General features: G+C 67.7%; 20 protein-coding genes and 3 tRNA genes. 3 read left to right on the top strand and 20 right to left on the bottom strand.

Going from position 1 to position 23,213, the window contains the following annotated elements; all coding sequences use genetic code 11:
- Nucleotides 1–92: 92 nt before the first annotated feature.
- From fusA to ACZ6WH_RS25625, 13 genes are all read right to left on the bottom strand, one after another.
- Entirely contained in the window at nt 93–2,213 is a 2,121-nt protein-coding gene (fusA, locus tag ACZ6WH_RS25685; protein ID WP_361558187.1) for an elongation factor G, read from the bottom strand.
- A 39-nt stretch (nt 2,214–2,252) separates the two neighbouring features.
- The gene (rpsG, locus tag ACZ6WH_RS25680; protein WP_030262788.1) at nt 2,253–2,723 is read right to left on the bottom strand and encodes a 30S ribosomal protein S7; all 471 of its coding nucleotides are present in this window, start codon (nt 2,721–2,723) and stop codon (nt 2,253–2,255) included.
- 2 nt (nt 2,724–2,725) lie between these two features.
- The gene (gene rpsL, locus ACZ6WH_RS25675) at nt 2,726–3,097 is read right to left on the bottom strand and encodes a 30S ribosomal protein S12 (RefSeq protein ID WP_003948652.1); all 372 of its coding nucleotides are present in this window, start codon (nt 3,095–3,097) and stop codon (nt 2,726–2,728) included.
- 377 nt (nt 3,098–3,474) lie between these two features.
- The gene (locus ACZ6WH_RS25670; RefSeq protein ID WP_469730987.1) at nt 3,475–3,948 is read right to left on the bottom strand and encodes a DUF1707 and DUF4190 domain-containing protein; all 474 of its coding nucleotides are present in this window, start codon (nt 3,946–3,948) and stop codon (nt 3,475–3,477) included.
- A gap of 202 nt (nt 3,949–4,150) precedes the next feature.
- Complete coding sequence (locus ACZ6WH_RS25665; RefSeq protein ID WP_399710150.1) at nt 4,151–8,050, bottom strand: DNA-directed RNA polymerase subunit beta'; 3,900 nt, start codon at nt 8,048–8,050, stop codon at nt 4,151–4,153.
- A gap of 96 nt (nt 8,051–8,146) precedes the next feature.
- Nucleotides 8,147–11,629, bottom strand: coding sequence for a DNA-directed RNA polymerase subunit beta (rpoB, locus tag ACZ6WH_RS25660; RefSeq protein WP_432856012.1), 3,483 nt, complete (start codon nt 11,627–11,629; stop codon nt 8,147–8,149).
- A gap of 617 nt (nt 11,630–12,246) precedes the next feature.
- Nucleotides 12,247–12,633 (bottom strand): 50S ribosomal protein L7/L12, encoded by a 387-nt coding sequence (gene rplL / locus ACZ6WH_RS25655; protein ID WP_030262775.1) that lies wholly within the window; start codon nt 12,631–12,633, stop codon nt 12,247–12,249.
- A 128-nt stretch (nt 12,634–12,761) separates the two neighbouring features.
- Nucleotides 12,762–13,289: a 50S ribosomal protein L10 gene (gene rplJ, locus ACZ6WH_RS25650; RefSeq protein ID WP_361558178.1), complete on the bottom strand. Its 528-nt coding sequence runs from the start codon at nt 13,287–13,289 to the stop codon at nt 12,762–12,764.
- A gap of 413 nt (nt 13,290–13,702) precedes the next feature.
- Nucleotides 13,703–14,425: a 50S ribosomal protein L1 gene (gene rplA, locus ACZ6WH_RS25645; protein ID WP_031050924.1), complete on the bottom strand. Its 723-nt coding sequence runs from the start codon at nt 14,423–14,425 to the stop codon at nt 13,703–13,705.
- A gap of 106 nt (nt 14,426–14,531) precedes the next feature.
- The gene (rplK, locus tag ACZ6WH_RS25640; protein WP_156726493.1) at nt 14,532–14,966 is read right to left on the bottom strand and encodes a 50S ribosomal protein L11; all 435 of its coding nucleotides are present in this window, start codon (nt 14,964–14,966) and stop codon (nt 14,532–14,534) included.
- Nucleotides 14,967–15,132: 166 nt separating this feature from the next.
- Nucleotides 15,133–16,002: a transcription termination/antitermination protein NusG gene (nusG, locus tag ACZ6WH_RS25635; RefSeq protein WP_432856018.1), complete on the bottom strand. Its 870-nt coding sequence runs from the start codon at nt 16,000–16,002 to the stop codon at nt 15,133–15,135.
- 73 nt (nt 16,003–16,075) lie between these two features.
- Nucleotides 16,076–16,372: a preprotein translocase subunit SecE gene (secE, locus tag ACZ6WH_RS25630; protein ID WP_030619976.1), complete on the bottom strand. Its 297-nt coding sequence runs from the start codon at nt 16,370–16,372 to the stop codon at nt 16,076–16,078.
- Nucleotides 16,373–16,482: 110 nt separating this feature from the next.
- A tRNA-Trp gene (locus tag ACZ6WH_RS25625) sits at nt 16,483–16,555 on the bottom strand.
- Between the two features lie 183 nt (nt 16,556–16,738).
- Between ACZ6WH_RS25625 and ACZ6WH_RS25620 the strand changes: the two genes are divergently transcribed.
- Nucleotides 16,739–17,974, top strand: coding sequence for a pyridoxal phosphate-dependent aminotransferase (locus ACZ6WH_RS25620; protein ID WP_469730982.1), 1,236 nt, complete (start codon nt 16,739–16,741; stop codon nt 17,972–17,974).
- Between the two features lie 166 nt (nt 17,975–18,140).
- Complete coding sequence (locus ACZ6WH_RS25615) at nt 18,141–19,160, top strand: adenosine deaminase (protein WP_469730980.1); 1,020 nt, start codon at nt 18,141–18,143, stop codon at nt 19,158–19,160.
- Between the two features lie 22 nt (nt 19,161–19,182).
- On the opposite strand, the gene ACZ6WH_RS25610 is transcribed toward ACZ6WH_RS25615, so the two are convergent.
- Entirely contained in the window at nt 19,183–19,785 is a 603-nt protein-coding gene (locus ACZ6WH_RS25610; RefSeq protein WP_469730978.1) for a TetR/AcrR family transcriptional regulator, read from the bottom strand.
- Between the two features lie 71 nt (nt 19,786–19,856).
- On the opposite strand from ACZ6WH_RS25610, the gene ACZ6WH_RS25605 reads away from it, so the two are divergent.
- Nucleotides 19,857–20,495, top strand: coding sequence for an NAD(P)-dependent oxidoreductase (locus ACZ6WH_RS25605; RefSeq protein ID WP_399709763.1), 639 nt, complete (start codon nt 19,857–19,859; stop codon nt 20,493–20,495).
- A gap of 15 nt (nt 20,496–20,510) precedes the next feature.
- Here the strand turns inward: ACZ6WH_RS25605 and ACZ6WH_RS25600 are convergent, their stop codons facing one another.
- From ACZ6WH_RS25600 to ACZ6WH_RS25575, 6 genes are all read right to left on the bottom strand, one after another.
- Nucleotides 20,511–21,566 (bottom strand): UDP-N-acetylmuramate dehydrogenase, encoded by a 1,056-nt coding sequence (locus ACZ6WH_RS25600; RefSeq protein WP_469730976.1) that lies wholly within the window; start codon nt 21,564–21,566, stop codon nt 20,511–20,513.
- A 63-nt stretch (nt 21,567–21,629) separates the two neighbouring features.
- Nucleotides 21,630–22,064 carry a MaoC family dehydratase gene (locus ACZ6WH_RS25595; protein WP_469730974.1) on the bottom strand — a complete coding sequence of 145 codons (435 nt, stop codon included), beginning with the start codon at nt 22,062–22,064 and terminating at the stop codon, nt 21,630–21,632.
- Nucleotides 22,065–22,069: 5 nt separating this feature from the next.
- Entirely contained in the window at nt 22,070–22,525 is a 456-nt protein-coding gene (locus tag ACZ6WH_RS25590; protein WP_432856034.1) for an FAS1-like dehydratase domain-containing protein, read from the bottom strand.
- 100 nt (nt 22,526–22,625) lie between these two features.
- Nucleotides 22,626–22,790: a 50S ribosomal protein L33 gene (rpmG, locus tag ACZ6WH_RS25585; RefSeq protein WP_003956487.1), complete on the bottom strand. Its 165-nt coding sequence runs from the start codon at nt 22,788–22,790 to the stop codon at nt 22,626–22,628.
- Nucleotides 22,791–22,878: 88 nt separating this feature from the next.
- Nucleotides 22,879–22,951 (bottom strand) — tRNA-Met (locus ACZ6WH_RS25580).
- Nucleotides 22,952–22,997: 46 nt separating this feature from the next.
- Nucleotides 22,998–23,070 (bottom strand) — tRNA-Thr (locus ACZ6WH_RS25575).
- Between the last annotated feature and the right edge of the window lie 143 nt (nt 23,071–23,213).

The raw sequence follows: 23,213 nt of genomic DNA, 5'->3' as shown, positions 1-23,213 counted from the left end.
GACGGGGGCAATCCTCACGGATGGCGGGGATTGCCCCGTCAGTCGGTGTCAAGCCTAAAGCGTGTCGGGATCCGACTCTGACGAGACGGGTCTTACTCGCCCTTGGCCTTCGCGATGATCTCCTCGGCGACGTTCCGCGGAACCTCGGCGTAGGAGTCGAACTGCATCGAGTAGCTCGCGCGACCCGACGTCTTGCTGCGGAGGTCTCCGACGTAGCCGAACATCTCCGAGAGCGGAACCAGGCCCGTGACGAGCTTGGCACCGTGACGGTCCTCCATGGACTGAATCTGTCCACGGCGGGAGTTGATGTCGCCGATCACGTCGCCCATGTAGTCCTCGGGCGTGGTGACCTCGACCTTCATCATCGGCTCGAGCAGGGCCGGGGAGGCCTTGCGCGCGGCCTCCTTGAAGGCCATCGAACCGGCGATCTTGAACGCCATCTCGGAGGAGTCGACCTCGTGGAAGGCACCGTCGAGGAGCGTGACGCGGACACCCGTCAGCGGGTAGCCGGCGAGCACACCGAACTCCATGGCCTCCTGGCAGCCGGCGTCCACGGACGGGATGTACTCCCGCGGGATGCGGCCACCGGTGACCTTGTTCTCGAACTCGTAACCGTCGCCCTCGAGGGGCGCGATCGCGATCTGCACCTTCGCGAACTGGCCGGAACCACCAGTCTGCTTCTTGTGCGTGTAGTCGAGACGCTCGACGGGCTTGCGCAGCGTCTCGCGGTACGCGACCTGCGGCTTGCCGACGTTGGCCTCGACCCGGAACTCACGCTTCATACGGTCGACCAGCACGTCGAGGTGCAGCTCGCCCATACCCGCGATGATGGTCTGGCCGGTCTCCTCGTCGGTGTGGACCTGGAAGCTCGGGTCCTCCTCGGCGAGGCGCTGGATGGCGACACCCAGCTTCTCCTGGTCGCCCTTGGACTTGGGCTCAATGGCGACCTGGATGACCGGGGCCGGGAACTCCATCGACTCCAGGATCACCTGGTTGGAGGAGTCGCACAGCGTCTCACCGGTGGTGGTCTGCTTCAGACCCATGACGGCGACGATGTCACCGGCGCCCACCGACTCGATCTCCTCACGCTTGTTCGCGTGCATCCGGTAGATCTTGCCGATGCGCTCCTTCTTGCCCTTGACCGAGTTCAGCACCTGCGTGCCGGACTCGAGGCGACCGGAGTAGACCCGGATGAAGGTGAGCTTGCCGAGGTGCGGGTCGCTCGCGATCTTGAAGGCAAGAGCGGCGAGCGGCTCCTCCTCGGAGGGGCGGCGCTTGATGACCTCGTCGGGGTCGTTGACCGCGTGGCCCTCGATCGCCTCGACGTCCAGCGGCGACGGCAGGTAACGCACGACCGCGTCCAGCAGCGGCTGGACACCCTTGTTCTTGAAGGCGGTGCCGCAGAACACGGGCGTGACGGTGGTGTTCTCCGCCTTGCCGGCGCTGATGGTGATGCGGCGGATCGCCGCGTACAGCTGCTCCACGGTGGGCTCCTGGCCCTCCAGGTACAGCTCCATCAGCTCTTCGTCGTTCTCGGCGACCGTCTCGAGGAGCTTGCCGCGCCATTCCTCGGCAGCCTCGATGTGGGTGTCCGGGATGTCGACGGTGTCGTACATCTCGCCCTTGGCGGCCTCGGCGGACCACAGCAGGGCCTTCATGGTGACGAGGTCGACGACGCCCTTGAAGTCCGCCTCGGTGCCGATCGGCAGCTGCATCACGATCGGGGTCGCGCCGAGGCGCTCCGTGATCATGTCGACGCAGCGGTGGAACTCGGCGCCGGTGCGGTCGAGCTTGTTGACGAAGCAGATACGCGGAACGCCGTAGCGGTCCGCCTGACGCCACACCGTCTCGGACTGGGGCTCAACGCCGGCAACGCCGTCGAACACCGTCACGGCACCGTCGAGCACGCGCAGGGAGCGCTCCACCTCGACGGTGAAGTCGACGTGCCCCGGGGTGTCGATGATGTTGATGGTGTGGTCGACGTTCTCCAGCGGCCAGTGACAGGTGGTGGCAGCAGAGGTGATCGTGATGCCACGCTCCTGCTCCTGCTCCATCCAGTCCATGGTGGCAGCGCCGTCGTGGACCTCACCGATCTTGTACGAAACACCGGTGTAGAACAGGATCCGCTCGGTGGTCGTCGTCTTGCCCGCGTCGATGTGGGCCATGATCCCGATATTGCGGACCTTGGCCAGGTCAAGTGAAGTGGTAGCCATAAGGCTTTCGTCTTCTCTCGGTCTCGATGTGGGTAGCGACTACCAGCGGTAGTGCGCGAAGGCCTTGTTGGACTCGGCCATCTTGTGCGTGTCCTCGCGCTTCTTGACCGAAGCGCCGAGGCCGTTCGAGGCGTCCAGCAGCTCGTTCATGAGGCGCTCGGTCATGGTCTTCTCGCGGCGGGCGCGGGAGTAACCCACGAGCCAGCGCAGCGCCAGGGTCGACGCGCGACCCGGCTTGACCTCGACCGGAACCTGGTAGGTCGCGCCACCGACACGGCGGGACTTGACCTCGAGGGTCGGCTTGATGTTCTCCAGCGCGCGCTTCAGCGTGATGACCGGGTCGTTGCCGGTCTTCTCACGCAGGCCCTCCATGGCGCCGTAAACGATGCGCTCGGCGGTGGAGCGCTTTCCGTTCAGCAGCACCTTGTTGATGAGGGAGGTCACCAGAGGAGAGTTGTAGACCGGGTCGATGATGACCGGGCGCTTCGGGGCGGGGCCCTTACGAGGCATTCTTACTTCTCCTTCTTGGCGCCGTAGCGGCTGCGAGCCTGCTTGCGGTTCTTGACGCCCTGCGTGTCGAGGGAGCCGCGGATGATCTTGTACCGAACACCCGGCAGGTCCTTCACACGACCGCCACGCACGAGCACGATCGAGTGCTCCTGCAGGTTGTGGCCCTCACCCGGAATGTAAGCGGTGACCTCGATGCCGCTGGTCAGACGCACACGTGCGACCTTACGCAGGGCCGAGTTCGGCTTCTTCGGGGTGGTGGTGAAAACACGCGTGCAGACGCCGCGGCGCTGGGGCGAACCCTCAAGTGCGGGCGTCTTGTTCTTCTCGACCTTGTCCTGCCGGCCCTTGCGGACCAGCTGCTGGATCGTAGGCACCGTTTCTCCGGTTTCTGTGTGCCAGTCTCGGTAAAGCTAACCTGGAACTTCGCCGACCCACGAGGTCGGGTGTGTCGAATACCGCAGACTTCCTCGCTGGAACGAGGAGCGGCGGATTACGGTGTCGAGACCCGGCTTCGTGCGCACCGGCACCGCCCGCCCGAAGGCTTGAGGAGATGCGCGCACGGCAGGCCAGGGACACCCCAGGCACAAGGTCAGAGCGTACCTACCGCATGGGCTGCGGTCAAAACAAATGCACACGCGTAGGACACGCCGGACTCCTTCGGCGCTGCCGCCACCGTAGTGGGCCGGTGCGGCATACGGAAGAACGTCCTCGGCCCCGATGCGGCGGGCCCGGCGGCCGGCCCGCCGCCCGCTCAGGTCTTCGGCAGCAAGGCCAGCAACGTGACCAGCATCACCAGGCACCAGCCCCCGATCGCCAGCCAGCCGAGCACCACGCCGGTCAGCGCCATACCGTCGCCCCGCTCCCCGCTGCGGCGGATCTCCGTACGTGCCTTGTGTCCGAGGATCACCGCGGGCACGGCGGTGACCCCCCAGGTCAGCGGGGTGAGCAGACCGCAGATCATGGCGCCGGCCGCGGACGGATTGGTCCGTTGCGGCGGTGGCAGTGGAAGGAAGGTCGGCGGGACCATCGGCTGCGGCAGCAGCATCGGCTGCGGCACCGGCCCCTGCGGCAGGTCCCCCACCAGTAAGTGCAGGTCCGAATAGGTCACGGACTGGTACGCGCGGGCGACCCGCTGCTCGTACTCGTCCTTGGAGAGCCGCCCCTCGGCGAACCCCGCCTTCAGCACATCGACCGCCCGCTCCCGGTCCGCGTGCGAGGCACGCATGGCGGGCACCTGACGAGGCGGGTGGGCCGGCGGGCCACCCTGCCATGGTTCGAACGCCACCTCTATGACCTCCCCCAGGCCGGAGCGCTGACCGTCCCATCATCCCCCAGACACCGCAGGGCGGTCACCCGACATGAGGATGACCGCCCTGTGGCTGCGCTTTTATGTTGTGCCTCGCGTGCCGGCCGCCGCCGGCCACCGCTTACTGGTTGTACGGACCGTAGTCGTAGTCCTCCAGCGGGACGGCCTGGCCGGAGCCGGTACCGAACGGCGAGTAGTCGATGTCGTCGTAGCCGACGGCCGAGTACATCGCGGCCTTGGCCTCCTCGGTCGGCTCGACCCGGATGTTGCGGTAGCGGGACAGGCCCGTACCGGCCGGGATGAGCTTACCGATGATGACGTTCTCCTTGAGGCCGATGAGGCTGTCGGACTTGGCGTTGATCGCCGCGTCCGTCAGGACTCGGGTCGTCTCCTGGAAGGAGGCGGCCGACAGCCAGGACTCCGTCGCCAGCGAGGCCTTGGTGATACCCATCAGCTGCGGACGGCCGGAGGCCGGGTGGCCACCCTCCGCCACGACGCGACGGTTCTCACCCTCGAACTTCGAGCGCTCCACCAGCTCGCCCGGCAGCAGCTCCGCGTCGCCGGACTCGATGATCGTCACGCGGCGCAGCATCTGCCGGATGATGATCTCGATGTGCTTGTCGTGGATCGCCACGCCCTGGCTGTTGTAGACCTTCTGGACCTCGCCGACCAGGTGGACCTGGACCGCACGCTGGCCGAGGATGCGCAGCACGTCGTGCGGGTTGATCGCACCGACGGTCAGCGGCTGGCCGACCGTGACGTGGTCGCCCTCGCCGACCAGCAGACGGGCACGCTTGGAGACGCCGTAGGACGTCTCGTCGCTGCCGTCGTCCGGCGTGACGATGACCTTCTTGGTCTTCTCGGTCTCCTCGATCCGCACGCGGCCCGCGGCCTCGGAGATCGGGGCGACACCCTTGGGCGTACGGGCCTCGAAGAGCTCGACGACTCGCGGCAGACCCAGGGTGATGTCGTCACCCGCCACACCACCGGTGTGGAAGGTACGCATCGTCAGCTGGGTGCCGGGCTCACCGATGGACTGGGCGGCGATGATGCCGACCGCCTCACCGATGTCGACCAGCTTGCCGGTGGCCAGCGAACGGCCGTAGCAGAAGGCACAGGTGCCGACCGCGGACTCACAGGTCAGGACCGAGCGGGTCTTGACCTCCTCGACGCCGTGCGCGACCAGCTGGTCGATGAGCACGTCACCGAGGTCCACGTTGGCCGACGCGATGACCTTGCCGTCCACCACGACGTCCTCGGCGAGCATCCGCGCGTACACGGAGGACTCGACGTCTTCCGCCTTGCGCAGCACGCCGGTGGCGTCCTTGCTCGCGATCCGCAGCTTCAGACCGCGCTCGGTGCCGCAGTCCTCCTCGCGGATGATGACGTCCTGGGAGACGTCCACGAGACGACGGGTGAGGTAACCCGAGTCGGCGGTACGGAGGGCGGTGTCGGCGAGACCCTTACGGGCGCCGTGCGTGGAAATGAAGTACTCCAGCACGGAGAGACCCTCGCGGAACGACGCCTTAATGGGTCGCGGGATGGTCTCGTTCTTCGCGTTCGACACCAGACCACGCATACCGGCGATCTGCCGCATCTGCATCATGTTTCCTCGGGCACCCGAGTCAACCATCATGAAGATGGGGTTCGTCTTGGGGAAGTTCTCGTTCATCGCCTCGGCGACCTCGTTGGTCGCCTTGGTCCAGATGTTGATCAGTTCCTGCGTGCGCTCGTCCTTGGTGATCAGACCGCGCTCGTACTGCTTCTGGACCTTCTCGTCCTGGGCCTCGTAGCCCGCGACGATCTCCTTCTTGGCCTCCGGCACGACGATGTCGGAGACGGCGACGGTGACACCGGAGCGGGTGGCCCAGTGGAAACCGGCCGCCTTCAGGTTGTCCAGGGTCGCCGCGACGATGACCTTCGGGTACCGCTCGGCCAGGTCGTTGACGATCGCGGAGAGCTGCTTCTTGCCCACCGAGTAGTCGACGAACGGGTAGTCCTCGGGCAGCAGCTCGTTGAAGAGCGCGCGGCCCAGGGTCGTCCGCAGGCGGAAGCTGTCACCGGGCTGCCACTCGGGCTCGCCCTCCTCCGGAGCCGGCGGGGTCCAGCCGCGGGGCGGAACCGTGCCGATCGGGAAGCGGATGTCGACCTTCGCCTGGAGCGACAGCTCCTTGGCGTCGAACGCCATGATCGCCTCGGCGACCGAACCGAAGGCCCGGCCCTCACCGATGACCTTGCGCTCCTCCTCGTCGGTGGTGAGGAAGAACAGGCCCAGCACCATGTCCTGGGTCGGCATGGTGACCGGACGGCCGTCGGCCGGCTTGAGGATGTTGTTCGAGGACAGCATCAGGATGCGGGCCTCGGCCTGCGCCTCGGCGGACAGCGGCAGGTGCACGGCCATCTGGTCACCGTCGAAGTCCGCGTTGAACGCGGTGCAGACGAGCGGGTGAATCTGAATGGCCTTGCCCTCGACCAGCTGCGGCTCGAAGGCCTGGATGCCGAGGCGGTGCAGGGTGGGCGCACGGTTCAGCAGAACCGGGTGCTCGGCGATGACCTCTTCGAGGACGTCGTACACGACCGTGCGGCCGCGCTCGACCATCCGCTTCGCCGACTTGATGTTCTGCGCGTGGTTCAGGTCGACCAGGCGCTTCATCACGAACGGCTTGAAGAGCTCCAGCGCCATGGCCTTCGGCAGACCGCACTGGTGCAGCTTCAGCTGCGGGCCGACGACGATGACGGAACGCGCGGAGTAGTCCACACGCTTACCGAGCAGGTTCTGACGGAAACGGCCCTGCTTGCCCTTCAGCATGTCGCTGAGGGACTTCAGCGGGCGGTTACCGGGACCGGTGACCGGGCGACCGCGGCGGCCGTTGTCGAACAGCGCGTCGACGGCCTCCTGCAGCATCCGCTTCTCGTTGTTCACGATGATCTCGGGGGCACCGAGGTCGAGAAGACGCTTGAGGCGGTTGTTGCGGTTGATCACACGGCGGTACAGGTCGTTCAGGTCGGAGGTCGCGAAGCGGCCACCGTCCAGCTGCACCATCGGACGCAGGTCCGGCGGGATGACCGGGATGCAGTCGAGCACCATGCCCTTGGGGCTGTTGCTGGTCTGCAGGAACGCGGAGACGACCTTCAGGCGCTTGAGCGCACGGGTCTTCTTCTGGCCCTTGCCGGTACGGATGATCTCGCGGAGGCGCTCGGCCTCCTCCTCCAGGTCGAAGGTCTCCAGGCGCTTCTGCAGGGAAGCGGCACCCATGGAGCCGTCGAAGTACGTGCCGAAGCGGTCACGCAGCTCGCGGTAGAGGAGCTCGTCGCCCTCCAGGTCCTGGACCTTGAGGTTCTTGAAGCGGTTCCAGACCTCGTCCAGGCGGTCGATCTCGCGCTGCGCACGGTCGCGCAGCTGCTTCATCTCACGCTCGGCACCCTCGCGCACCTTGCGGCGCACGTCGGCCTTGGCGCCCTCGGCCTCCAGCTCGGCGAGGTCGGTCTCCAGCTTCTTGGCGCGGGCCTCGAGGTCCGCGTCGCGGCGCTGCTCGATCTGCTGGCGCTCGACGGAGACGTGGGCCTCCAGCGAGGGCAGGTCGCGCGTACGGCGCTCCTCGTCCACCCACGTGATCATGTAGGCGGCGAAGTAGATGACCTTCTCGAGGTCCTTGGGGGCGAGGTCCAGCAGGTAGCCCAGCCGGCTCGGCACGCCCTTGAAGTACCAGATGTGCGTGACGGGGGCGGCCAGCTCGATGTGGCCCATCCGCTCACGGCGCACCTTGGCGCGGGTGACCTCCACGCCGCAGCGCTCGCAGATGATGCCCTTGAAGCGGACGCGCTTGTACTTACCGCAGTAGCACTCCCAGTCCCGGGTGGGGCCGAAGATCTTCTCGCAGAAGAGGCCGTCCTTCTCGGGCTTGAGGGTGCGGTAGTTGATGGTCTCCGGCTTCTTGACCTCGCCGTGGGACCACTGACGGATGTCGTCAGCGGTGGCAAGGCCGATCCGCAGCTCGTCGAAGAAGTTGACGTCGAGCACTGTCGTCAATCCCTCTTTCAGGGTCGAGTCTCAATCATGGTCTGAGGGGGTCCGGGGTGGGGCCGGGACCTCGCGGGGAGGTCCCGGCCAGACCCGTCAGACCTCTTCGACGCTGCTCGGCTCGCGCCGGGACAGGTCGATACCGAGCTCCTCCGCAGCGCGGAAGACGTCCTCGTCGGTGTCGCGCATCTCGATGGACATGCCGTCCGAGGACAGCACCTCCACGTTCAGGCACAGCGACTGCATTTCCTTGATGAGCACCTTGAAGGACTCGGGAATGCCGGGCTCGGGGATGTTCTCGCCCTTGACGATGGCCTCGTAGACCTTCACGCGGCCGGTCACGTCGTCGGACTTGATCGTCAGCAGCTCCTGGAGGGCGTAAGCGGCGCCGTACGCCTCCAGCGCCCACACCTCCATCTCACCGAAGCGCTGGCCACCGAACTGGGCCTTACCACCCAGCGGCTGCTGGGTGATCATCGAGTACGGACCGGTCGAGCGGGCGTGGAGCTTGTCGTCGACCAGGTGGTGGAGCTTGAGGATGTACATGTACCCGACCGAGATCGGGTCCGGGAACGGCTCGCCGGAGCGGCCGTCGAAGAGCTGCGCCTTGCCGGAGCTCTTGACCATGCGCTCGCCGTCGCGGTTGGGCAGCGTGGAGTCGAAGAGACCCTGCAGCTCGTCCTGGCGCGCACCGTCGAAGACCGGGGTGGCGACGTTGGTCCGCGGCGCGACGTCGTCGGCGCCGATGGACTGCAGCCGCTCCTGCCACTCCTCGGCACCCTCGACCTTCCAGCCCTGGCTGGCGAGCCAGCCGAGGTGGATCTCCAGGACCTGTCCCGGGTTCATTCGGGACGGGACACCCAGGGGGTTGAGGATGATGTCGACCGGGGTGCCGTCCTCCAGGAACGGCATGTCCTCGACCGGCAGGATCTTCGAGATGACGCCCTTGTTGCCGTGCCGGCCGGCGAGCTTGTCACCGTCGGTGATCTTGCGCTTCTGCGCGACGTAGACGCGGACCAGCTGGTTCACGCCCGGGGGCAGCTCGTCGCCCTCCTCGCGGTCGAAGACGCGCACGCCGATGACCTTGCCGGTCTCACCGTGCGGCACCTTCAGCGAGGTGTCACGGACCTCACGGGCCTTCTCACCGAAGATCGCGCGGAGCAGGCGCTCCTCCGGGGTCAGCTCGGTCTCACCCTTCGGGGTGACCTTGCCGACCAGGATGTCGCCGGCGACGACCTCGGCACCGATGCGGATGATGCCGCGCTCGTCGAGGTCGGCGAGGACCTCCTCGGAGACGTTCGGGATGTCCCGGGTGATCTCCTCGGGGCCCAGCTTGGTGTCACGGGCGTCGACCTCGTGCTCCTCGATGTGGATCGAGGAGAGGACGTCGTCCTGCACGAGGCGCTGCGACAGGATGATCGCGTCCTCGTAGTTGTGACCCTCCCACGGCATGAACGCCACGAGCAGGTTCTTGCCGAGCGCCATCTCGCCTTCGTCCGTGGACGGACCGTCGGCGAGGACCTGGCCCTCGATGACCCGCGCGCCCTCGTCCACGACGACCTTCTGGTTGAAGGAGGTGCCCTGGTTGGAGCGGGTGAACTTGGCGACGCGGTACGTGGTGTACGTGCCGTCGTCGTTGGCGACGGTGATGTAGTCCGCGGAGACCTCCTGGACCACACCGTCCTTCTCGGCCTTGATGACGTCGCCGGCGTCGACCGCGCAGCGGTACTCCATGCCGGTACCGACCAGCGGGGCCTCGGCCTTGATGAGCGGCACGGCCTGGCGCATCATGTTCGAGCCCATGAGCGCGCGGTTGGCGTCGTCGTGCTCCAGGAACGGGATCATGGCGGTCGCGGCCGACACCATCTGGCGCGGCGAGACGTCCATGAAGTCCACCTCGTCGACGGTGACGAGGTCGGCCTCGCCGCCACGACGGCGGACCAGGACACGCTGCTCGGCGAAGCGCATGTCCTCGGTCAGCGGCGCGTTCGCCTGGGCGATGATGAAGCGGTCTTCCTCATCGGCCGTGAGGTACTTGACCTCTTCGGTGACCTGGCCGTCGACGACGCGGCGGTACGGGGTCTCGATGAAGCCGAAGACGTTCACCCGGCCGTACGAGGCGAGCGAACCGATCAGACCAATGTTGGGACCCTCGGGGGTCTCAATGGGGCACATGCGGCCGTAGTGCGACGGGTGCACGTCACGGACGTCCAGGCCGGCCCGCTCACGGGAGAGACCACCCGGGCCCAGCGCCGACAGACGGCGCTTGTGGGTCAGACCCGACAGCGGGTTGGTCTGGTCCATGAACTGGGACAGCTGGCTGGTGCCGAAGAACTCCTTGATGGAGGCGACGACCGGCCGGATGTTGATCAGGGTCTGCGGCGTGATCGCCTCGACGTCCTGGGTGGTCATGCGCTCACGCACGACGCGCTCCATACGGGCGAGACCCGTACGGACCTGGTTCTGGATCAGCTCGCCGACGTTGCGCAGGCGGCGGTTGCCGAAGTGGTCGATGTCGTCGGTCTCGACGACGATCTCCGTGCCGTTCTCGCCGATCGTCTCGGTCTCGCCGGCGTGCAGCTTCACGAGGTACTTGATCGTGGCGATGATGTCGTCGGTGGTCAGCACACCGGCGTCGAGCGGCTCGTCCCCGCCCAGCTTCTTGTTGACCTTGTAGCGGCCGACCTTCGCGAGGTCGTAGCGCTTCGGGTTGAAGTAGAGGTTCTCCAGCAGCGTCTGCGCGGCCTCACGCGTCGGCGGCTCGCCCGGGCGCAGCTTGCGGTAGATGTCGAGCAGCGCGTCGTCCTGGCCCTGGGTGTGGTCCTTCTCCAGGGTGGCGCGCATCGACTCGTACTCGCCGAACTCCTCCAGGATCTGCTCGGTCGTCCAACCGAGGGCCTTGAGGAGCACGGTGACCGACTGCTTGCGCTTGCGGTCGATGCGGACACCGACCATGTCGCGCTTGTCGATCTCCATCTCCAGCCAGGCACCCCGGGACGGGATGATCTTGGCGGAGAAGATGTCCTTGTCGGACGTCTTGTCGATCTGGCTGTCGAAGTAGACGCCCGGCGAGCGGACCAGCTGCGAGACGACGACACGCTCGGTGCCGTTGATGCAGAAGGTGCCCTTGTTGGTCATGAGCGGGAAGTCGCCCATGAAGACCGTCTGGGACTTGATCTCGCCGGTCTCATTGTTGGTGAACTCGGCGGTGACGAAGAGCGGAGCCGCGTACGTGAAGTCGCGCTCCTTGCACTCGTCGATGCTGTTCTTCGGGGGCTCGAAGCGGTGGTCGCGGAACGTCAGCGACATCGACCCGGAGAAGTCCTCGATCGGGGAGATCTCTTCGAAGATCTCCTCCAGACCGGACTTGGTGGGGACGTCCTGACCGGACTCCAGCGCAGCCTCGACGCGACCCTTCCATGCGGCGTTGCCGAGCAGCCAGTCGAAGCTTTCGGTCTGCAGCGCAAGGAGGTTCGGAACCCCGAGGGGCTCCTTGATCTTCGCAAAAGAGATGCGCAGCGGGGCGGTGCTGTCGCCGTTGTTCGTATTGGCAGTCGAGGCGTTGCGCGAGGCGGCCAAGAGGGGGTCCTTCCGAGGGCTCGGACTCACTACGCGCGTACCGGTCCCACGTCCGCACAACCGGCAAGAAATCCCTGGTCAGGGATGTCTGAACCGCAGTGCTGAGATGTGGGTATGCCCCTGGTGACGGGCAGGGAGCAGCTAACAGGCAGCGCAAAGGGTCAGTGTAGCCACTCGGCACACTGATGTCCAGCCCGGGTTTTCGGAGACCGGCTCTGCACCCAATCTCTCCTCCGGAAGGTGACTCCCTCTAAGAGGGATACCCCTCGTTGTAGTTCTTCACGCTCAGCGCCTGCTGCATACCGTGCGCCCCTGGGCGCACATCGATACTGCCCTCTTCGTCGGCGATCCATGCCTCGGACTCCGGATCGCTTCCGACGTCGCGTCCCTGAGAATTGCGCGCCGCGTGCTGTTCGTCAAGGCCCCCCACCCCTGCGAGATCGTCACGGGACACATGGGCCGGACAACGAAGATCACCATACTCGCACGGGAGTGCGCGGCAACCCGGCAAGGACATCGGAACGCCGAAGGGCGACCACCCGCATGGGTGATCGCCCTTGGCACGGGACCCGGTGAGACCGGGGTCCCGGAGGTGTTCAGTCAGCGACTGACAGAGGTCACTTGACCTCGACGGAGGCGCCGGCGCCCTCGAGGGCCTCCTTGGCCTTGTCCGCGGCGTCCTTGGCGACCTTCTCGAGGACCGGCTTCGGGGTGCCGTCGACGAGGTCCTTGGCCTCCTTCAGACCCAGGGAGGTCAGCTCACGCACGACCTTGATGACCTGGATCTTCTTGTCGCCCGCACCGGTGAGGATGACGTCGAACTCGTCCTGCTCCTCAGCGGCCTCGGCGGCCGGGGCGCCCGGGGCACCGGCGGCGGCAACGGCGACCGGGGCGGCAGCCTCGACGTCGAACTTCTCCTCGAAGGCCTTCACGAACTCGGAGAGCTCGATGAGGGTCATCTCCTCGAACTGCGCGAGCAGGTCTTCCTGGCTGAGCTTCGCCATGGTGGCGGTCCTTCCACTAAATCGGCTGGTGCCGGATGTACATGTCGGCGGGCGTACGTCTGGCCCGCTGTGGCGTCCCGGCGCTCAGGCGTGCTGCCTGGGCAGGGGCTGCCAATGTGCGAGCCGAATTACTCGGCACCGCCCTGCTCGGCCTTGCTGCGAAGCGCGTCCGCGGTGCGGGCGAACTTCGTGAGCGGGGCCTGGAAGGTCGCCGCGGCCTTGGCCATGGATCCCTTCATGGCGCCCGCCAGCTTGGCGAGCAGAACCTCGCGGGACTCGAGGTCCGCAAGCTTCTTGATGTCGTCAGCGGAGAGTGCCTTCCCCTCGAAGACACCGCCCTTGATGACGAGGTTCTGGTTCTCCTTGGCGAAGTCACGAAGACCCTTCGCCGCCTCGACCGGGTCACCGGTGACGAAGGCGACGGCCGTCGAGCCCACAAGGTGCTCGTCCAGCACGGAGATCCCGGCCTCCTGGGCCGCGATCTTGGTCAGCGTGTTCTTCACCACACGGTACTGAGCGTTGTCACCGAGCGAACGACGCAGCTGCTTGAGCTGCGCAACAGAAAGTCCGGTGTACGCGGTGACGACAGCGGCGTTGGAGTTACGGAACTTGTCCGTGATCTCCTCGACAGCATCGACCTTGTCAGGACTTGCCATGAGCCTCGGCCTCCTTCCGGGTGATGAGGACCGCGCAGAAGGGGCTGGGCAAAACAAACGCCCCGGCGCAGGCGCACGGGGCAGACTCGACCGGAGACATGCGTATCCGGGAATTCTTCCAGCGTCACCTGCGCAGGCCGTCCGCAGCTAGCGGATCCTTCGGCCACCGCACACCCGGATGGGCGCACAGAGACAACCAGCGGTCTTTGGCTTCTCCGTTACGGTACGCGAACCACTCGCGTGCAGGCAAATCGCCTCCGTACGGCCGTACCGCCGCGGGCCGCTCCCCCGGGCGGCCGCCGGCCCCGGAGCCCCGTACGGGCCGCACAGGCGCCGTACAAAGGGGTCGGGCCCCGCACCTGAGGAACAGGTGCGGGGCCCGGCTCACGCAGTACGCGCGGCTGTCGTCAGGCTCAGACGGCGGCCGGGTCCTCCTCGACGAGGAGGTTGCGGGTGCGGTTGGCGTCCAGCGGAACGCCGGGGCCCATCGTGGTGGTGATGGTGGCCTTCTTGATGTAGCGGCCCTTGGCGGCGGACGGCTTGAGGCGGTTGATCTCCTCGAGCGCCGCGGCGTAGTTCTCCACCAGCTTGGTGTCGTCGAAGGACACCTTGCCGATGATGAAGTGGAGGTTCGCGTGCTTGTCCACGCGGAACTCGATCTTGCCGCCCTTGATGTCGGTGACAGCCTTGGCGACATCCGGGGTGACGGTGCCGGTCTTCGGGTTCGGCATCAGACCACGGGGACCGAGCACGCGGCCGAGGCGGCCGACCTTGCCCATGAGGTCCGGGGTGGCGACGACGGCGTCGAAGTCCAGGCGGCCCTTGGAGACCTCGTCGATGAGCTCGTCCGCGCCGACGATGTCGGCGCCGGCGGCTTCCGCGGCCGCAGCACGGTCGCCGGTCGCGAAGACCAGGACCCGGGCGGTCTTACCGGTGCCGTGCGGGAGGTTCACGGTGCCACGGACCATCTGGTCGGCCTTGCGCGGGTCGACACCCAGACGCATGGCAACCTCGACGGTCGCGTCGAACTTGGCGGACGAGGTGTCCTTGGCGAGACGGACGGCCTCGAGCGGGGCGTACAGACGCTCCCGGTCGATCTTCGCGTCCGCGTTGCGAAGAGTCTTGCTGCGCTTCACTGCTGCTCCTGAATGCAGTTACGCCATGCGGCTCGTGCCGCCTGGCAGGTGGAGTCGTGGTCCGGGCCAGCGCCTGGCCCTGCCACGGAGGTGCTACGAGGTGCGGTCAGCCCTCGACCGTGATGCCCATGGACCGGGCGGTACCCGCGATGATCTTCGACGCGGCATCCAGGTCGTTGGCGTTCAGGTCTTCCATCTTGGTCTGCGCGATCTCGCGGATCTGCGCCTCGGTGACCTTGGCGACCTTGGTCTTGTGGGGCTCGCCGGAGCCCTTCTCCACGCCCGCGGCCTTCAGGATCATCTTGGCGGCCGGCGGGGTCTTCGTGATGAAGGTGAAGGAGCGGTCCTCGTAGACCGTGATCTCCACCGGCACGACCCAACCGCGCTGCGACTCGGTCGCGGCGTTGTAGGCCTTGCAGAACTCCATGATGTTGACGCCGTGCTGACCCAGCGCGGGGCCGACCGGCGGAGCCGGGTTCGCGGCACCGGCCTGGATCTGGAGCTTGATGAGCCCCGTGACCTTCTTCTTCTTGGGAGGCATTGCTCTCTCCGGGTCCTAGTGAGAGTTTCCAGCGACCACCCGGTCATCCGGATGGAGGCATACCGCACAACGATAACGGGTATAGAGGTGCGGCTAAAAACCGAGCAGGTCAGGCCGGTCGCGATGACCCGCCTGACCTGCTCGGAAGTGCGTGTTCCAGAACGCGTCAGTTCTTCTGGATCTGGTCGAAGCTCAGCTCGACCGGGGTCTCGCGGCCGAAGATCTCGACAAGGCCCTTGACCTTCTTCGAGTCGGCGTTGATCTCGTTGATGGTGGCCTGCAGCGTGGCGAACGGGCCGTCGGTGACGGTGACCGAGTCGCCCACCTCGAAGTCCAGCACCTGGACCTCGACCTTGCGCTGCGGCGTCGGCTTGCCCTCGGCCTCGGCGGCCTCCTTGGCGGCCTTCTCCTCGGCCTCCGGGGCGAGCATCTTGACGATCTCGTCGAGCGTGAGCGGGTACGGGTCGTAGGCGTTGCCCACGAAGCCGGTGACACCCGGGGTGTTGCGGACGACGCCCCAGGACTCGTTCGTCAGGTCCATGCGCACGAGCACGTAGCCCGGGAGCTTGTTCTGACGGACGTTCTTCCGCTCGCCGTTCTTGATCTGGACGATCTCTTCCTCGGGGACCTCGGCCTGGTAGATGAAGTCCTCGACGTTGAGCGAGACGGCGCGCTGCTCCAGGTTGGCCTTCACGCGCTTCTCGTAGCCCGCGTAGGTGTGGATGACGTACCACTCGCCGGGCAGACCGCGCAGTTCGTCGCGGAGCGCCGCGATCGGGTCGACGGGCTCCTCGTCGGCCGCGTCCTCGGCGACCTCGTCGGTGGCCTCGGCCTCGTCCTCGACGTGCACCGCCGCTTCTTCGGCGGGCTCGCCGGCGGCAGCGTCCTCCGCGTCGAGCTCGTCGACGGCGTCGGCGCCCTCGACGATCTCCTGCGGGGTGTCGTCGCCCTCGACCTCGGCCGTAGCCGCCGCGTCGACGTCGGCCGCTGCCGCCGCGACGGGCTCGGCGGGCTCGTTCAGGTTCGGGTCAGACACTGTGGCTGCTTCTTCCTGGCTTCAAGGGGTTGAACATGCGAACGGGCGCCCGCTTCAGGCGCCCATCGCGGGATCAGGCGAAGACGTAATCGACGACTTCTTTGATTCCCAAGTCAATCACGGTTACGAGACCAATGACGATGACTACGAAGACGATCACCACGGTGGTGTACGTCGAAAGCTGATTTCGCGTCGGCCAGACGACCTTGCGGAGCTCCGCGATGATCTGGCGGTAGAACAGTGCGAGCCGGGCGAGAGGGCCCTTCTTGCCGCGCTTGCCGCCGCGGCGGGGCTTCTTCTTGGACTCGGTGGCGTCGTCATCGGAGCGACCACGCTCAGGCATGTCGATGGAGCCCAGGGCGTCCGTCACTCGTCCTCACCTGAATCCGGGTCGTGGCCGTGCCGCGCCCGGTAGAGCCCGCACGGCGGTGCATTGCCTTACGTACGCGTGCACGCACCCCGGTGAAGAAGTGCGTGTAGCAGGGCCGGAGGGACTTGAACCCCCAACCGCTGGTTTTGGAGACCAGTGCTCTACCAATTGAGCTACGACCCTTTGTGGTTCCCCCAACCTACAGCATGCGACCGGCGCAGAGTGTGCACGGCCGATGACGACCCGTCGGGGAGCCAACGGTGGTCGAGTGTACGTGGTCAGCGGCCGGGCGTCGAACGGGAACCTCCGTGGCGGCCGGGACAAACCCCTGTGCCGGGCACCCGGCCGGTCTGGGACGATGCAGGTATGAGTGCTGCTACTCCTCCCGCACAGTCCCCTACCGAGCGTCGCGTGTCGGCCCGTGTCGGCGCGATCTCCGAGTCCGCCACGCTGGCCGTGGACGCCAAGGCCAAGGCCCTGAAGGCCGCCGGGCGCCCGGTGATCGGCTTCGGCGCCGGTGAGCCCGACTTCCCGACCCCGGACTACATCGTCGAGGCCGCGGTCGAGGCCTGCCGCAACCCCAAGTTCCACCGCTACACGCCGGCCGGCGGCCTCCCGGAGCTCAAGTCCGCGATCGCCGCGAAGACGCTGCGCGACTCGGGTTACGAGGTCGAGGCCGCCAACATCCTGGTGACCAACGGTGGCAAGCAGGCCATCTACGAGGCGTTCGCGGCGATCCTCGACCCGGGCGACGAGGTCGTCGTGCCGGCCCCGTACTGGACCACCTACCCCGAGTCGATCCAGCTCGCGGGCGGTGTACCGGTCCCGGTCGTGGCCGACGAGACCACCGGCTACCGCGTGAGCGTGGAGCAGCTTGAGGCGGCCCGCACGGAGAACACCAAGGTCGTGCTCTTCGTGTCGCCGTCCAACCCGACCGGCGCCGTCTACAGCCGCGAGCAGGTCGAGGCGATCGGCCGCTGGGCCGCCGAGCACGGCCTGTGGGTCATGACGGACGAGATCTACGAGCACCTCGTCTACGGCGACGCGGAGTTCTCCTCGCTGCCCGTCGTGGTGCCGGAGCTGCGCGACAAGTGCGTCGTCGTCAACGGCGTGGCGAAGACGTACGCGATGACCGGCTGGCGGGTGGGCTGGGTCATCGGCCCCAAGGACGTCATCAAGGCCGCGACCAACCTGCAGTCGCACGCCACGTCGAACGTCTCCAACGTCGCGCAGGCCGCCGCCATCGCGGCCGTCTCCGGCGACCTGAAGGCCGTCGACGAGATGAAGGTCGCCTTCGACCGCCGCCGCAAGAAGATCGTGCAGATGCTGAACGAGATCGACGGCATCGTGTGCCCGGAGCCGGAGGGCGCGTTCTACGCGTACCCGTCGGTGAAGGGCCTGCTCGGCAAGGAGATCCGCGGCAAGCGTCCGCAGACCTCCGTGGAGCTGGCCGAGGTCATCCTGGAGGAGGCCGAGGTCGCGGTCGTCCCGGGCGAGGCCTTCGGCACGCCGGGCTACCTGCGCCTCTCGTACGCGCTGGGCGACGAGGACCTCGTCGAGGGCGTGTCGCGCATCCAGAAGCTGCTGGCTGAAGCGAAGTGACACCACATACGGATTTCCGTAGGTGACCGCCTTCGGAAATCCGTAGGTGACGTGTGAAACGGCGGGTCCCGGAAGTTGTCCGGGACCCGCCGTTCGTCTGTTCGCGGAACCCTTCGTTCGGGGAGGGGCCTACCGGATCGGCGGTTGTGTGCGGCAAGATCCTGGAATGGAGCGTGCCCGAGATCTCCGTCTGCTGCCCAAGGCCCATCTGCATCTGCACTTCACCGGCTCGATGCGGTCCTCGACCCTGCTGGAGCTCGCCGAGAAGTACGGCGTCCACCTGCCGGAGGCGCTGAGCGGCGGCGAGCCACCGAAGCTGCGGGCGACCGACGAGCGGGGCTGGTTCAGATTCCAGCGGCTCTACGACATCGCGCGGTCCTGCCTGAGAACGCCCGAGGACATCCAGCGGCTGGTGCGCGAGGCGGCCGAGGAGGACGTCCGGGACGGCTCCCGCTGGCTGGAGATCCAGGTCGACCCGACCTCGTACGCGCCGCGGCTGGGCGGGCTGATCCCGGCGCTGGAGATCATCCTCGACGCGGTCGCCGCCGCCTCCCGCGAGACCGGGCTCGGCATGCGCGTCCTGGTCGCCGCGAACCGCATGAAGCACCCGCTGGACGCCCGTACGCTGGCCCGCCTCGCGGTGCGCTACGCCGACCACGGGGTGGTGGGTTTCGGCCTCTCCAACGACGAACGGCGGGGTTTCGCACGCGACTTCGACCGGGCGTTCGCGATCGCCCGGGACGGCGGGCTGCTCGCCGCACCGCACGGCGGCGAGCTGTCGGGCCCCGCGAGCGTCCGGGACTGCCTGGACGACCTGCACGCCGGCCGGGTCGGGCACGGCGTACGGGCCGCCGAGGACCCGCGCCTGATCGGGCGGCTGGCGGACTCCGGGGTGACCTGCGAGGTGTGCCCGGCCTCGAACGTGGCGCTGGGCGTGTACGAGAAGCCCGAGGACGTGCCCCTGCGGACGCTGTTCGACGCCGGGGTGCCGATGGCGCTGGGCGCGGACGACCCGCTGCTCTTCGGGTCCCGGCTGGCGGCGCAGTACGAGATCGCCCGCGAGCACCACGGCTTCTCGGACGCCGAACTGGCCGAACTGGCGCGGCAGTCGGTACGCGGCTCCCGTGCGCCGCTGGACGAGCAGCGGCGGCTGGTGGCGGACATCGACGCCTGGCTGGCGGGCTGAGCGGCGCGGGCTCCGAGGGGCCTCAGCCGATGCCCGTGAGGACCGTACGGGCCAGCCGCGCGGCGAAGTCGTCCGCTCCCCCGCCCTGCCCGGCGCCCGGCTCCGTGAAGGCCGTGAAGAAGACGTGCTGGAAGCAGGCGCCGAGCAGCAGCGCGGCGGCGGCCTCGGGGTCGGCGTCGGCGCGGATGCGGCCGCGGTCCCGTTCGCGGCGCAGATAGCGGGCGAGCTGGTCGCGCGGCTCCTGCGGCCCGGTGCCCAGCTCGGCCAGCCCTTCCCGGTGCCTCCGGAGCAGCGCGGGTTCGGCGAAGAGCGAGCCGGCGATCGGCAGGGTCTGCGCGTACAGATCCACGGCCCGGCGGGCGACGGCCGTGAGGCACTCCGCCACGGTGCGCTCCCCCGGGTCGGCGGTGAGCTCCTCCAGCAGCGGGCCGACGCTCGGCAGCCGCTCCTTGAGCACTCGTACGAAGATCTCCTCCTTGTTCGCGAAGTGCTTGTAGAGCGCGGCTTCGGAGCAGCCGGCGCCGCGCGCGATCTCCTTGGTCGTGGCCCGGGCGAGGCCGGTGGTGCGCAGCAGTTCGTGGGCTGCGTCGAGGATCCGTACCGGCGTTGACTTCTGGGTGGGCATTCACTCACCCTAAGGGGTGAGTGGGCACTTACTCACCCCTTGCTCACCCTTCTCTGGGAGGTGCGGACATCATGGCGCTCCGGCTCACGGTCTTCGGCGCGACCGGCGGTATCGGACAGGAGATCGTCAAGCAGGGCCTCGCGGCGGGCCACGAGGTCACGGCGGTGGTGCGTGATCCCGCGCGGCTGACGGTCTCGGGGCCGGGCCTGGAGGTGGTGCGGGCCGAGCTCGCGGACCCGGAGGCGCTGCGCCCGGCGGTGGCGGGGCGGGACGCGGTCCTCTCCGGGCTGGGCGCGCGCTCCCGCAAGGAGGCGGGGACCGCCACCCGGGTGACCGTCCCCGTCCTGCGCGCCATGGAGGCGGAGCAGGTACGGCGCCTTCTGGTGGTGAGCGCGGCGCCCGTGGGCCCGGTGCCGGCGGGCGAGCCGTTCCTGGACCGGGCGGTGCGGGCGGTGATCGGCACGGTCCTGAAGGACATCTACACCGACCTCACCGCGATGGAGGCGGAGCTGGCCCGCTCCACGACGGACTGGACCGCCGTGCGCCCGCCGAAGCTGACCGACGGGCCGGCGACCGGCACGTACCGCACGGCCGTCGGCGGGACGCCGCGCAGCGGCCGGACGATCTCCCGCGCCGACGTGGCGCACGCGATGCTCGCGATGGCCACGGACGCGGCGACCGTGAAGCAGGGCGTGGGCGTGGCCTACTGAGCCGCGCCGCGCGCCTCAGAGCCCGACGCCCACCATCACGGGCTCGTTGACCAGGGTCACCCCGAAGGCCGCGCGCACGCCGTCGCGCACCTCGCGCGCCAGCGCGAGCAGGTCCTCCGTCGTCGCCGCTCCCCTGTTGGTGAGCGCGAGCGTGTGCTTGGTGGAGATCCGGGCCGGCCCGTCGCCGTACCCCTTGGTGAAGCCGGCCTTGTCGATCACCCAGGCGGCCGAGGTCTTCGTCCGCCCGTCCCCGGTGGGGAAGGCGGGCGGCATGACGTCGTCACCGAGACGCGCGTGCACCTTGGCGACGAACTCCTGGTACTCGTCGGCCGTGAGGATCGGGTTGGTGAAGAAGGAGCCCGCCGACCAGGTGTCGTGATCCTCGGGGTCCAGGACCATGCCCTTGCCCGCGCGCAGCTTGAGCACGGTCTCGCGGGCGGTCGCCGCCGGCACCCGGTCCCCCGCCTCGACGCCCAGCACGCGGGCGGTCTCGGGGTACTTGATGGGCGCGGACAGGCCGTCGGCGTCCTCCAGGGCGAAGCGGACGCGCAGCACGACGTACCGCTCGGGGTGCTCCTTGAAGCGGCTGTGCCGGTACGAGAAGTCGCACTCGGCGTTCGCCAGCGTCACCGTCTCGTCCGTCTGGCGGTCGAAAGCGATCACTTCGGTGATGGTGGACGACACTTCCTGGCCGTACGCACCCACGTTCTGGATGGGCGTGGCGCCTGCCGAACCGGGGATGCCGGCCAGGCACTCGACGCCCGCCAGGCCCGCCTCGACCGTGCGGGCCACGGCCTCGGACCAGTTCTCACCGGCCGCGAGGGTCAGTTCGGTGCCGTCCAGCTCGAAGCCGCGGGTCGCGATGCGCAGCGCGGTGCCCTCGAAACCCTTGTCACCGATGACGAGGTTGGAGCCGCCGCCGACGAGCAGCAGCGGGGTGCCGCTCGCGTCGGCCTCGCGGACGGCCGCGATCACCTCGTCGTCGGTCGTGGCCGTGACGAGCCGCGCGGCGGGCCCGCCGAGCCGGAAGGTGGTCAGGGGGGCGAGGGGGGCGTCGTGAAGTTCCTGCACCCCTCAAGAGTACGGGGGCGCCCCCGGCACCGGCCGGGAGCGGCCCCCTGCACACCCGGCGTCTCAGGCGAGCCGCACGACCGCCCGCGACATCCCCAGCACCTTCTGCCCGGCGCTGGTGGCCGTCAGGTCGACCCGTACCGTCCGCGCGTCGTCGTCGAGCTTCGCCGCGACCTTGCCCGACACCTCGATCACCGCGCCCTGGTCGTCGTTGGGCACGACCACCGGCTTGGTGAAGCGCACGCCGTACTCGGCCACCGCCGACGGGTCGCCCGCCCAGTCCGTGATCACCCGGGCCGCCTCGGCCATGGTGAACATGCCGTGCGCGATGACGTCCGGGAGGCCCACCTCCTTGGCGAACTTCTCGTTCCAGTGGATCGGGTTGAAGTCGCCGGACGCGCCCGCGTACCGGACGAGCGTGGCGCGCGTCACGGGGAAGGTCTGCGCGGGCAGTTCCGTGCCGACCTCGACGTCGTCGTAAGAGATCTTCGCCGTCATCGCTGTCAGGCCTCCTCGTCGGCCGCGCGGGCCACCAGCTTGGTGACGGCCGTCACCACGTGCTCACCGGCCTCGTCGTACACCTCGCCGCGGACGTCGAGGATGTCGTTGCCCGCGAGGGACTTGATGGTCTCGATGGTGGAGGTGACGGTCAGCCGGTCACCGGAGCGCACCGGACGGGTGTACGAGAACTTCTGGTCGCCGTGCACCACCCGGCTGTAATCCAGGCCCAGCTGCGGGTCCTCGATCACCTGGCCTGCGGCCTGGAAAGTGATGGCGAACACAAAAGTCGGCGGAGCGATCACATCGGGATGACCGAGCGCCTTGGCGGCTTCGGTGTCCGTGTAGACCGGGTTGGTGTCACCGATCGCCTCGGCGAATTCCCGGATCTTCTCGCGGCCCACTTCGTACGGAGTGGTGGGCGGATACGTCCGTCCGACAAAGGACTGGTCGAGCGCCATGGCTCGCAACCTCCTGGGGTGTGACGCAGGCTCCAACGCCACGAGGCCGCCCCCGGCGTGGGGACGGCCTCGTAGTTACTGCTTCAGTACAGCGCCTTTGTTATCGCGTCTCGCGGTGCGCAGTGTGCGAGTTGCAACGCGGGCAGTGCTTCTTCATCTCAAGACGGTCCGGGTTGTTACGCCGGTTCTTCTTGGTGATGTAGTTCCGCTCCTTGCACTCCACGCAGGCCAGCGTGATCTTCGGGCGGACGTCGGTGGCAGCCACGTGAGTGCTCCTTGACGAACAAGATGGACGGATTAACGCATGAAGAGTAGCCGATCGGAGGACCGACCCCACAATCGGCTACTGTGTGTAGCGGTGACCGGACTTGAACCGGTGACACAGCGATTATGAGCCGCTTGCTCTACCGACTGAGCTACACCGCTGTGATGCGAGTGGGACTCACCCGAAGGTGAGTACCTCACACACCAGAGCCCCAATACGGAATCGAACCGTAGACCTTCTCCTTACCATGGAGACGCTCTGCCGACTGAGCTATTGGGGCGAGCGATGAAGACATTACACGGCCGACAGCCAAACGTGAAATCCGAATCGACCCGCCGCCCCAACTGCCACGTGCACCACACCGGTACGACTATTCCGCGCCTGCTCGAAGGCGCCCGTACCGCGCCCTAGGCTCGGACCACG

This window comes from Streptomyces sp. NPDC050806 (genome assembly GCF_055586425.1).
The sequence above is the reverse complement of the archived record's forward strand: the minus strand, read 5'-3'. Positions and strand labels throughout refer to the sequence as shown.

What these genes read in the sequence shown, in the direction of transcription:
- ACZ6WH_RS25590 (WP_432856034.1), bottom strand. Translation starts at nt 22,525, where the DNA reads ATGGCGCTCGACCAGTCCTTTGTCGGACGGACGTATCCGCCCACCACT.
- ACZ6WH_RS25595 (WP_469730974.1), bottom strand. Translation starts at nt 22,064, where the DNA reads ATGACGGCGAAGATCTCTTACGACGACGTCGAGGTCGGCACGGAACTG.
- ACZ6WH_RS25610 (WP_469730978.1), bottom strand. Translation starts at nt 19,785, where the DNA reads ATGCCCACCCAGAAGTCAACGCCGGTACGGATCCTCGACGCAGCCCAC.
- ACZ6WH_RS25620 (WP_469730982.1), top strand. Translation starts at nt 16,739, where the DNA reads ATGAGTGCTGCTACTCCTCCCGCACAGTCCCCTACCGAGCGTCGCGTG.
- ACZ6WH_RS25615 (WP_469730980.1), top strand. Translation starts at nt 18,141, where the DNA reads ATGGAGCGTGCCCGAGATCTCCGTCTGCTGCCCAAGGCCCATCTGCAT.
- fusA (WP_361558187.1), bottom strand. Translation starts at nt 2,213, where the DNA reads ATGGCTACCACTTCACTTGACCTGGCCAAGGTCCGCAATATCGGGATC.
- rplJ (WP_361558178.1), bottom strand. Translation starts at nt 13,289, where the DNA reads ATGGCAAGTCCTGACAAGGTCGATGCTGTCGAGGAGATCACGGACAAG.
- rpsG (WP_030262788.1), bottom strand. Translation starts at nt 2,723, where the DNA reads ATGCCTCGTAAGGGCCCCGCCCCGAAGCGCCCGGTCATCATCGACCCG.
- rplL (WP_030262775.1), bottom strand. Translation starts at nt 12,633, where the DNA reads ATGGCGAAGCTCAGCCAGGAAGACCTGCTCGCGCAGTTCGAGGAGATG.
- ACZ6WH_RS25605 (WP_399709763.1), top strand. Translation starts at nt 19,857, where the DNA reads ATGGCGCTCCGGCTCACGGTCTTCGGCGCGACCGGCGGTATCGGACAG.
- rplK (WP_156726493.1), bottom strand. Translation starts at nt 14,966, where the DNA reads ATGCCTCCCAAGAAGAAGAAGGTCACGGGGCTCATCAAGCTCCAGATC.
- ACZ6WH_RS25670 (WP_469730987.1), bottom strand. Translation starts at nt 3,948, where the DNA reads ATGCGTGCCTCGCACGCGGACCGGGAGCGGGCGGTCGATGTGCTGAAG.